The organism is Acidovorax sp. GW460-11-11-14-LB4, from assembly GCF_059423685.1.
In genome coordinates, this window is record NZ_JBWKYJ010000121.1 from 1 (window position 1) to 8365 (window position 8365).

The 8365-nt window shown below is 67.5% G+C and carries 7 protein-coding genes; 3 read left to right on the forward strand and 4 right to left on the reverse strand.

Translation table 11 applies throughout. The features are described from left to right. Positions 1-1109, reverse strand: a 1109-nt coding sequence (locus AC07X4_RS23435) for an aldehyde dehydrogenase family protein (RefSeq protein ID WP_494741475.1), incomplete at its 3' end; no start/stop codon positions are given. 138 nt (positions 1110-1247) lie between these two features. On the opposite strand from AC07X4_RS23435, the gene AC07X4_RS23440 reads away from it, so the two are divergent. Further along, positions 1248-2210 carry a LysR substrate-binding domain-containing protein gene (locus AC07X4_RS23440; protein WP_056067548.1) on the forward strand — a complete coding sequence of 321 codons (963 nt, stop codon included), beginning with the start codon at positions 1248-1250 and terminating at the stop codon, positions 2208-2210. A 907-nt stretch (positions 2211-3117) separates the two neighbouring features. Here AC07X4_RS23440 and AC07X4_RS23445 read toward each other — a convergent pair. Next, complete coding sequence (locus AC07X4_RS23445) at positions 3118-3939, reverse strand: SDR family NAD(P)-dependent oxidoreductase (protein ID WP_494741476.1); 822 nt, start codon at positions 3937-3939, stop codon at positions 3118-3120. A gap of 124 nt (positions 3940-4063) precedes the next feature. On the opposite strand from AC07X4_RS23445, the gene AC07X4_RS23450 reads away from it, so the two are divergent. Beyond that, on the forward strand, positions 4064-5017 hold the full coding sequence (locus AC07X4_RS23450; RefSeq protein ID WP_494741477.1) for an SMP-30/gluconolactonase/LRE family protein: 954 nt from the start codon (positions 4064-4066) through the stop codon (positions 5015-5017). Positions 5018-5092: 75 nt separating this feature from the next. After that, the gene (locus AC07X4_RS23455) at positions 5093-6022 is read left to right on the forward strand and encodes an aldose 1-epimerase (protein WP_494741478.1); all 930 of its coding nucleotides are present in this window, start codon (positions 5093-5095) and stop codon (positions 6020-6022) included. A gap of 93 nt (positions 6023-6115) precedes the next feature. Here the strand turns inward: AC07X4_RS23455 and AC07X4_RS23460 are convergent, their stop codons facing one another. Then, positions 6116-7729, reverse strand: coding sequence for a rhodanese-related sulfurtransferase (locus AC07X4_RS23460; protein ID WP_494741479.1), 1614 nt, complete (start codon positions 7727-7729; stop codon positions 6116-6118). 26 nt (positions 7730-7755) lie between these two features. Beyond that, entirely contained in the window at positions 7756-8349 is a 594-nt protein-coding gene (locus AC07X4_RS23465) for a cysteine dioxygenase family protein (protein ID WP_494741480.1), read from the reverse strand. Positions 8350-8365 lie beyond the last annotated feature (16 nt).

An 8365-nucleotide genomic window follows, 5' to 3' on the forward strand; every position in this document is an offset into this window, starting at 1 on the left:
GGGCTCATGTAATGGCCTGGGGTGGGGCGCTCCAGGCGCTCGCCACCCCAGACATGCTCCGCCCCCTCATTGCGCGCAATGTCGATGTAGCCCAGGTTCTGCGCCAGCTGGTTGTCGTCCACCACCGGGCCCATCTCGGTGCCGCGCTCCAGCGCGTGGCCCACCTTCAGGCTGGCCAGCCGGTTGCGCAGGCGCGCCACAAAGGCGTCGTGCACCTCGGCCTCCACGATGAGACGGCTGGACGCCGTGCAGCGCTGGCCGGTGGAGAAGTACGAGCCCTGCAGTGCGCAGTCCACCGCCTGGTCCAGGTCAGCGTCGGCCAGCACGATGAGCGGGTTCTTGCCGCCCATCTCCAGCTGCACCTTGGCGCGGCGCTGGCTCGCGGCGCGCAGGATGCGGTCGCCGGTGGCCACCGACCCAGTAAAGCTCAGCGCGTTGACCAGTGGGTGGTCCACCAGCGTCTGGCCCACCTCGCGGCCGCTGCCCATGATGAGGTTGAACGCACCGGCGGGCAGACCGCTGCGGCTGATGATCTCGGCCAGCGCCCAGCCACAGGCGGGCACCAGCTCGGCGGGCTTGAACACCACGGTGTTGCCGTAGGCCAGGGCAGGGGCGATCTTCCAGGCCGGGATGGCGAACGGGAAGTTCCACGGCGCGATGATGCCCACCACGCCCACGGGCTCGCGGGTCACGTCCACCTGCACGCCCTGGCGCACCGAGGCCAGCAGCTCGCCCTGGATGCGCAGCGCCTCGCCCGCAAAAAACTTGAAGATCTGTCCGCTGCGCGCCACCTCAGCCACGCCTTCGGGCAGGGTCTTGCCTTCTTCACGGGCCAGCAGCGCGCCCAGCTCGTCCTTGCGTGCCAGCAGCTCGCTGCCGATCAGGTCCAGCACATCGGCGCGGCGCTGGGGCGTGCTCTGGCTCCAGGTGGGCAGGGCATCGGCCGCAGCGCGCACGGCCAGCTCGGTTTGGTTGCGGTCGGCACGGGCATATTCGGCCACCACCTCGCGGATGTCCGACGGGTTGGTGCTGATGCCGGTGGTGGTGCCGATTTCCCACCGGCCATTGATCAGGTGCCGGGGGCTGAGCTGGAGGTCGCCGAGCTTCATGGAGACAGGCCTTTGTTGCAGTTGCGGCGAAGTCTATGGAAGGTTTTGATATCAATCCAATCGTTTTTTAGACAAAATACATATCGTTCTTTGCATTCTGGAAAACCCCTCCCCTTTTTTTCCCGTCCTTCGCCATCCATGAGCACCTACAACCACTGGTTCATCCGCGCCCGCCTCAAGACGCGCCAACTGCTGCTGCTGGTGGCCCTGGCCGAAGAGGGCAACATCCACCGCGCCGCCCAGGTGCTCAGCATGACGCAGCCGGCCGCCTCCAAGCTGCTCAAGGACCTGGAGGATGTGTTGGAGGTGTCGCTGTTTGACCGCCTGCCGCGTGGCATGCGCCCCACCTGGTACGGCGAAACGATGATCCGCCACGCGCGCATGGCCCTGGCCAACCTGAACCAGGCGCACGACGAGATCGGTGCGCTCAAGCGCGGGCACTACGGCCAGGTGGGCATCGGTGCCATCACCTCACCCGGCCTGAGCCTGCTGCCCGCTGCCGTGGCGCAGGTCAAGCAGGAGCACCCCAGCCTGCGCATCTCGCTGGACATCGAAACCAGCCCGGTGCTGCTGGAGCGGCTGGAGCAGGGCAAGCTCGACATCGTGGTGGGCCGCCTGTACGAAGAGCACGACAAGGAGAACCTGCGCTACGAGTCGCTGACGGAGGAGCTGGTCTGCGCCATGACGCGCCCGGGCCACCCGCTGTCGAGCATGACCGGGTTGACGCTGCGCGATGTGGTGTCGGCCAGCTGGATCGTGCCGCCGGCGGGCAGCGTGCTGCGCCACCGGTTTGACCTGATGTTCCAGCAGGACGGGCTGGCGCCGCCGCTGCATACGGTGGAGACATCGGCGCTGTTGTTCATCACGCGCATGCTGCAGCAGAGCGACATGATTGCGGTGGTGGCGGAGGATGTGGCGCGCTATTACGCGGCGCATGGGATCGTGACGGTGTTGCCGCTGGCGATGCCGTGCCATATGGATGCGTTCGGAATCATCACGCGGTCGGACCGGCTGTTGTCGCCGGCGGCGAAGGTGATGATGAAGGCGTTGAAGCAGACTAGTCTGGTGCAGTATGGGCGGAGGTTGGAGGTGGGGGATTGATGGTTTTTGGTTGTATTGGCTGGATGCGCTAGTGGGATATGCGCTGGTTGCTATTGATTTTGTAGTGTTTGTTTTCGTGTGCTGAATGTGCCGCATGCCTTTGCTGAGGGCGGAGGCCGGGAGTCGCCCGGCATGCGAGTAACTTTCTTTTGCTTCGCCAAAAGAAAGTCACCAAAGAAAAGGCGACCCCCAGTCTGCGACCCCTTCGCGGAGCGAAGGGGCAAACCTGCGGCGGGGCGGTTGCGGGGTGCGCCGTGGAACTCACTGCGCTGCGTTGCAGCTTCGTTCAGACATCCACGGCGAGTCAGTTCACGAGGCATGGGCGCTTCGACGCCCATGCTCACCCCGCAACCGCCCCGCCGCAGGCGCAGCCAGCAGGGGTGGGGAGCCAAACATCCAACAGCCGAACAGCCACACGGGCCATCGCTGCGCTCGGCCCAGTTTGCGCAGCGCGTGGCGCTTGCGCCCGCGAGACGGGGCCGAGCGTAGCGCAGCGAAGCAATGGCCCGTGTGGATGTCCGTTTTTGGGTTCCCTTCTGCGCGTGCCGAGAAGCGCAGGGCAGGGGGTGCGTGCGTGTGCCGAAGGACACACGCACCTCGTGCACTGACTTGCCGCAGTTGTTTGAACGGAGCGCGTAGCGCGCAGTGAGTTCTGCGGCGCACCCTCTGTGCGAGCATCGCAGGTTGCCCGTAGCGCAGCGAAGGGACGCGCGCAGTAGGGTCGCCCTTTCTTTGGTGACTTTCTTTCGGCGACGCGAAAGAAAGTTACTCGCACGCCGGGCGACTCCCGGCCTCCGTCCTCAACCCGAGCACGCCGCCAGACCAACACCCACCCTCAAAAACTGCAAAAACAATAGCTACCAGCGCTTAATGGATAAGCGCCAGAGCCCAAAAAGACTTCAAAAAATCAAACCCACCCCGCATCCACCTTGAACTCCTGCGCCGTACACATCGCCGCATCGTCCGACGCCAAAAACAACACCATCCGCGCAATGTCATGCGGCCGCAGCTTGTCCGGCAGGCACTGGTTGCGCGCCAGCTCTTTCTCGCCCTCGGCGTCCAGCCACAGTTTGATCTGCCGCTCCGTCATCACCCACCCCGGCGACACCGTGTTGATGCGGATCCGGTCCTGCCCCAGCGTCTTGGCCAGCCCGCGCGTGAGGCCGTTCACCGACGACTTGGCAATGGCATAGCAGGGGTAGCCCGTGCCCTTGCCCTGCCAGCCCGTGGAGCCCAGGTTGATCACCGAGCCCGCGCCCAGCCTGCGCATGCCAGGCACCACGGCCTGGATGGCGAAGAAGGCGGGGCGCTCGTTGATGGCCATGCGCTCGTCGTAGTACTCGGGCGTCACGGACTCCAGCGTGTGCCGGTCATCGCTGGCCACGTTGTTCACCAGCACTGCAAAGTCGCTGCCCAGCTCGGCCGCCGCTTCGGCCACGCAGGCCTGCAGGGCGTTCACATCGCGCACATCGCATACACGCCACCAGGGGTGGGGTAGGCCTGCGTCGGCAATGTGCTGGGCCAGGGCTTCGCTGGCGTTGCGCGCCACGTCCACAAACGCCACGCGGGCACCTTGCTCGGCAAACGCCGCCACGATGGCCGCGCCAATGCCGCTGCCGCCGCCCGTCACAAACACGGCGCGGCCTTGCAGGCTGGGGAATTTCGCCAGGCCCTGGGGGGCGCCGGTGGCGTCGGTCGAGGAAGAGGAGGGGGTAAAAAGCTGCGTCATATCAATATTGCAATCAATCAATGGCAAAAAAATTCATTTCAAGCATCAATTGGCGTTGATAAGATGCCGCTCGTCAAGTGCCTGGCGGCAGGCCGATGCAAAAAAACGACCGGAGACAACCAACGTGCGCCCTTCGCTGGATACCCCCATCCCACCGTCCAGCGGCGCGTCCGCCTCTGCTCCCACAACAACCGGCGCCGTGCGCTGCGTGGTTGCACTGGGCAACGCACTGGGCGAGGGCGTGATGTGGTCGGTGCGCGAGCAGGCCGTGTACTGGGTGGACATCCTGCAGCGCGAGCTGCACCGCTGGGACCCGGCCACCAGCGCCCACCAGCGCTGGACGTTTGACGAAGAGATTTCTGCCATTGCCGAGCGCACCAACGCCCCCGGCTTCATCGTCACTCTGCGCCGGGGTTTTGCACTGTTCGACCCCGCTGCTGACATCGCCCCGCGCTACCTGCACCAGCCCGAGCCAGAGCGCACAGGCAACCGATTCAACGACGGCAAGTGTGACGCCCAGGGCCGCTTTTGGGGTGGCAGCATGGACTTTGCGTGCGAGGCGCCCACGGGCGCGCTCTACACCTACACCGCCAGCGGCGACTGCGTGCGGCACGACGATGGTTTTGCCGTGACCAATGGTCCCACATGGGCTACCACCGCGCAGGGCCCGGCCATGTTTTTCAACGACACGGTGCAGGGCACCACCTACCGCTACCGCTGCGACCCGGCCACCGGCACCGTGAGCGACAAGACCTTGTGGAAGCGCTGGCCCGCGGCGGACGGCGTGCCCGACGGCATGACCACCGATGCGCAGGGCCGCCTGTGGGTGGCGCACTGGGGCGGCGGCTGCGTCACCTGCCACGACGCCGACACGGCGGGCGAGCTGGCCCGCATCCCGCTGCCCGTGAGCCAGGTCACCAACTGCGCCTTTGGCGGTGCGGACCTGCGCACGCTGTACATCACCTCGGCCCGCACCGGCCTCACGCCCGAGCAGCTCGCGGCCGAGCCGCTGGCCGGGGCACTGTTTGCCGTGGACATCAGCACGCCCGGCCTGCCCGCGCATCTTTTCGGCGGCTGATGCCGGCCCGCGCGCAGCAGCGAGGCCCATGGCTCCGCCTCCTTTTTTCTCCATCCCGCAGAAAGCACACCGCCCATGACCGAGGCCTCTTCATCCAACCCCATCGTCTGGCTGCACCACGCGGGGCAGCACCTGGGCCTGGTGCCCACGCTGGGCGGCAGCGTGGCGGCCTGGCAGATCGACGACCCGCAAGAGGCTGATGCACGCATCGACCTGTGGCGGCCGTGGGATGGCGCCACGCCCGACCTGTACCAGCTTGCATCCTTCGCCATGGTGCCCTGGTCCAACCGCATCAGCGGCGGCGGGTTTGAGCATGCAGGGCAGTTCCACCCCATGCGTCCCAACCGCGTGGGCGAGCCGTACCCCATCCACGGCGACGGGTGGTTGCAGCCCTGGCAGCTGACCCAGTCCGCGCCCGACACGCTGCAGATGCAGCTGCGCTCCGAGCGCTTTGACGGCAACCCTTACGAGTACGAATGTGTACAGACCTTCCGCCTGGTGGACGGCGGCCTGGACCAGTCGGTGCAGGTGCGGCACCTGGGCGCGCAGCCGCTGCCCTACGGCCTGGGCCTGCACCCCTGGTTTCCGCGCACGCCCGGCACGCGCATCACGGCGCCGGTGCAAGGCGTGTGGCTGTGTGGCGACGACCCTTTGCCCACGGAGCACACGCAGCACTTCCCGCCCGGTTGGGACTTGAACACCGGCGCCCCTGCCAACGGCGGCCTGATCGACAACGCCTACACCGGCTGGGGTGGCACCGCGCAGATCGACTGGCCCGAGCGCGGGCTGCGCCTTACCGCCCACATGCCATGCTTTGCCAAGGACGGCGGCGCGGCCCACCACTACTGCCTGGTGTACCGCCCGCCGCAGGGCCCGGCGTTCTGCTTTGAGCCCATCACCCAGCCCATCGACGCCTTTCACCAGCCGGGGCAGTCCGGCCTGCGCAGCTTGGCGCAGGGCGAGGTGCTGGCGATGAACGTGTCGTGGCGGTACGGGGCGTTGTGAGCGCCCCGGGGGCGCCCCAGAAGAGGGTTTGTAGCGAAATCAGCCGGTGGCGCTAGTGAATCATGCGCTGGCAGCTATTAAATCGATAGTAAATCAGATCACCCGGAACCCGTGGGTGCCGTCGCGCCCTAGTTGTTCCACCAGCCCGAACTCCCAGTCCAGGTAGGCCTGCATCGCCTCGCGCGGGCTGTCGGTGCCTTCGTATGGGCGGCGGTAGCGGTCGATGCGTGGCGAGGCCAGGCGCGTCTCGCCATGCTCCAGCGGCAGGCCCTGGGCGATCCAGGCCAGCGTGCCACCCTCCAGCACCACCACCTCGGCGCCACCCGTCAGGCGGGCCAGGTCCTGCGCGGCATAGCGTGCCAGCAGGCTGCTGCCACAGGTCAACACATAACGCTGCGCGTTGGGAATACTGGCCACCGCCTGTGCCAGTTGCGAGCGGATCACGAACCACGCGCCGGGGATGTGGCGCTGCACGTAGTTGGCGCTGGTGGTCAGGTCCAGCACGGCGGTGTGGCCGGGGCGCTGTTTGCTTTCTTCGTTCAGCCAGGCCGCCAGTTGCGCGGGCGTGACCCAGGCGATGGGGCCTTCGGGCTCGGGCACGGTGTTGGCCACGGCGCCGGTCTCGCTGAAGTCGGCGGCGGGCGCGTCGTCCAGCACCCACACGTCCCAGCCCATCTGCGCCAGCCACGATGCACTCATGTTCGCGCGCACCCCGTCGTCATCCACCAGCACGATGCGCGCGCCACGCACGGCGGCGGTGTGGTCGGTCTCCTGCACCAGCTGGCCGCCGGGCGTGTTGCGAAAGCCGGGCAGGTGACCTGCGGCAAATTCTTCAGGCGTGCGCACGTCCAGCAGGTAGGTGGTGCGCTGCGCCTCGGCCGCAAAGCGCGCCAGGTCGGCGCGGGTGGCGCGCTGCACGCCCGCGCGGTCGGCCACGCTGCGCGCCTGCTGGGGCGCGCGCTCGCGGTCGGCATGCACGGCGGGGTCAAAGCGGCGGGTGGCGCCGCGCTCCAGCGTCTGGCCGGCCAGCAGCCAACCGATGGTGCCGTTGCGCAAGGCCGCCACCGGGTTGGGGATGCCCGCGTTGACCAGCGACTGCGTGCCGATGATGCTGCGCGTGCGGCCTGCGCAGTTCACGATGATCTGCGTGGCCGGGTTGGGCGCCAGTGCCTGCGCGCGCAGCACCAGCTCCGCGCCGGGCACGCTCACGCCGGTGGGGATGTTCATGGTGTGGTACTCGTCATACCGGCGCGCATCCAGCACCACGACATCGGCCTGGGCGTCGATGAGCGCCTGCACCTCTTCGGCCGCCAGCGAGGGCGTGTGGCGCTCGGCCTCCACCAGCTCGCCAAACGATTTGCTGGGCACGTTCACGTCGATGAACAGCTCGCCGCCCGCATCGCGCCAGCCCTGCAGGCCACCGGCCAGCAGCGTCACCTGCGTGTAGCCCAGCTGCTGCAGCTTGCGCGCGGCGGGCTCGGCCAGGCCTTCGCCGTTGTCGTACACCACGATGAAGGTGTCGCGGCGCGGAATGCGCGTCCACGCATCCAGCTCGATCTTGCCGGCGGGCAGGTTGGCGGCGAACAGCGGGTGGCTTTGGGCAAACGGGTCTTCCTCGCGCACGTCGAGCAAGGCGATTTCCTGGCGGGCGAGCAGGGCCTCGCGAACCTGGTGGAACGAAGTCTGGGGCAGGGCGGGAGCGGTCATGGTCTTGGTGTTGGGTCGGATCGGCTTCAGGCAGCCGGTGCAGGGTTTTTGGACAGGTCCCAGAGGTTGGGCAGGGTGCCGTTGCTGTAGCCCGAGATGAATGGCTTGCGCGTGCCGTCCTCCAGGTACACGCTGCGCTGCACCGCGCCAATGTTGGCGCCGTACACGTGGATGCTGATGGAGGTGTTGCCTTCCCACGCGTTGCTTACGCGGTGCACATCGCCTATGGCAGGGTCGTTGGGCGAGACGGCCTCCACCTGGCCCGGCTGCAGCCGCACGGGCGCGCCCTGCGGTGCCCAGCGGCCGTCGGGCGTGCGGGTATAGGCCTGCGAATCCTCGGCGCCGCGCAGCATGCCAATCAAGCCCCACACGGTGTGGTCATGAATGGGCGTGGCCTGGCCGGGGCCCCACACAAAACTCACGACCGAAAAGCGCCCCAGCGCATCGGCATGCAGCAGGTACTGCTGGTAGCGATCGGGGTGGGGCTGGGCATAGGTGTCGGGCAGCCAGTCGTCATGGGCCACCAGCGTGCGCAGCAGCGTGGCGCCCTGGGCCAGGGTGTCGGGCTCGGGCAGGCGCTGCTCCACCAGCGCGGCCAGCTGCTGCACAAAGTGGCGCAGGCGGGCGGTGTGGGGG

Bases quoted from the DNA above. Each gene is read 5' to 3' on its own strand.
- AC07X4_RS23440 (WP_056067548.1), top strand. From the start codon at position 1,248: ATGAGCACCTACAACCACTGGTTCATCCGCGCCCGCCTCAAGACGCGC.
- AC07X4_RS23445 (WP_494741476.1), bottom strand. From the start codon at position 3,939: ATGACGCAGCTTTTTACCCCCTCCTCTTCCTCGACCGACGCCACCGGC.
- AC07X4_RS23455 (WP_494741478.1), top strand. From the start codon at position 5,093: ATGACCGAGGCCTCTTCATCCAACCCCATCGTCTGGCTGCACCACGCG.
- AC07X4_RS23460 (WP_494741479.1), bottom strand. From the start codon at position 7,729: ATGACCGCTCCCGCCCTGCCCCAGACTTCGTTCCACCAGGTTCGCGAG.